Raw genomic sequence first — 1711 nt, 5'->3', positions numbered from 1 at the left:
ACGTCCAGGTCGGCGATCCTGCCGTCGGCGGACTGGACGGCCGAGAGGGCGACGAGCGCGGTCCCGGGGCGTACGGCCTCGGCCAGGCCGGACAGCGGCACGTACCGCGTCTTCAGGTCGCCGCGTACGGCGAACGGGCTGACGACCGAGCTGAACTCGCCCTCGGGTGCCAGCACTTCGGCTCCCGGTGGCAGCGACGCCGCGACGAGCCCCACATGGGCGGCGACGGAACCGCCGGTGGCGACCCGGCCGGGGTCGACCCCGGCGAGCCGGGCGAACGCGGTCCGGGCCCCGTCGACCGCCTCCTGACTGCCGCCGCCGGGGCGGCGGCCCAGGGCGTTGTCCTCGGCCAGTGCCTTGACGGCCTCCACGGTCCTGCGGGGCAGCAGACCACAGGTGGAGGTGTCGAGGTAGGTGGTGTCCGGAGCGAACTCGGTGGCCCTGACGCGGTCGAGCGAAGAGGTGGTCTCCATGGGCTCCAGCCTGGCCGTGGTCCGGTACCGGCGTCAATCACGGGGATGTGGGCGAATTTCCCGGGATCGGCTTGTTCCCGCTGGTCAGAGGTGTGGGCCAGGGCGGAGGCGTACGGACCGCGCGCGGCGCGGGCCGGTGGTGCCCGCGCCGCCGGCCGGACTCGTCTATCCCACCGTCCACGTCTGGCGGGCCGTGGGGCCCGCGGGGCGCTGGGTGACGGCGGCTCCGCCGGTGTCGGCGTCGGCGGTGAGCAGGAGACCGCTGCGGTCGGAGGTGAGGGTCGCACCCGCCGGGCCGGTGCCGGCCGTCCAGCGCTGGTTGTCGTCCCCCTGGCAGGTCCACTGGATGATCGCGGCGCCGGACGCGGTCGAGTTCCCGTCGACGTCCAGGCAGAGCCCGGACCCGGCGTTCACGATCAGGCTGCCCCGTTCGCCCTGGTCGAGCACGGTCCAGCGCTGGTTGGGCCGCCCGTGCCAGTCCCAGAGCTGCAGGGCGGTGCCCGCCGTGGTCGAGTTCGCGGGGACGTCGAGGGAGCGGCCCGCGGGCAGCCTGACGCCGGCGCTGTCACCGGCCGTCACCTTCTGGGGGTCCGCGGGCTCACCGGCCGCGCGGAGGCCGTAGAAGGTGTTGTGGGTGAAGGAGAGCGATCCGGCCTCGTAGCTCGCGCCGGCGTCCGCGACGTAGAAGACGTTGTCGCGGAAGCCGACGTTCTCGCCGGTGGAGCCGTTGCCGTTGTAGACGATCTGGCTCGGCCTGCTCACGTAGACGTAGTTGCCGTAGACCTCCGTGTCCGTGATCTTCCCGCACACGAAGTCGAAGATCTGGCCGCCGTCGTTGCGGCTGATGTTGTACCGGAAGACGTTGCGGGTGGTCGTGGAGCCGGCGCCGTTGCACAGCAGCACGAAGCCGCCGTCGTTGTCGTGGCTGTAGTTGTACTGGTACACGGTGCCGATGTTGCCCTCGTCGAGGTCCATCCCCTGGGCGTCGCAGGTGCCGTGCCCGCCGGACATCTCGTTGTACTGGAAGGTGTTGTCCAGGGTGTTCCAGCCCCACACACCGGCGCTGCACTGCGGGGCGCGGCGCTGGAAGCCGGCCAGGGTGTTGTGCTCGACCAGGGCGCCGGAGGTGTGGTGCACGGCGATGCCGTCGCCGCCGATGTCGGAGAGCCGGTTGCCGGTGACCCGCACTCCGGTCTGCGGGGTCCAGGCGCCGCAGGCGCGATGTGTATAAGAGACAG

At 72.0% G+C, this 1711-nt stretch carries 1 protein-coding gene and 1 pseudogene; both read right to left on the bottom strand.

All coding sequences use genetic code 11. The features are described 5' to 3' along the window. A pseudogene (locus IH13_RS0107175) lies at positions 1 to 473 on the bottom strand (aminotransferase); the annotation flags it as partial. A gap of 165 nt (positions 474 to 638) precedes the next feature. Then, positions 639 to 1711: RICIN domain-containing protein (locus tag IH13_RS39675; RefSeq protein ID WP_199814611.1), on the bottom strand; the 1073-nt coding region annotated here is incomplete at its 5' end.

Origin of the sequence: Streptomyces sp. NRRL WC-3549 (assembly GCF_000721935.1) — a bacterium.
Lineage (GTDB): Bacteria > Actinomycetota > Actinomycetes > Streptomycetales > Streptomycetaceae > Streptomyces.
This window is presented reverse-complemented; position numbering and strand designations above follow the sequence as displayed.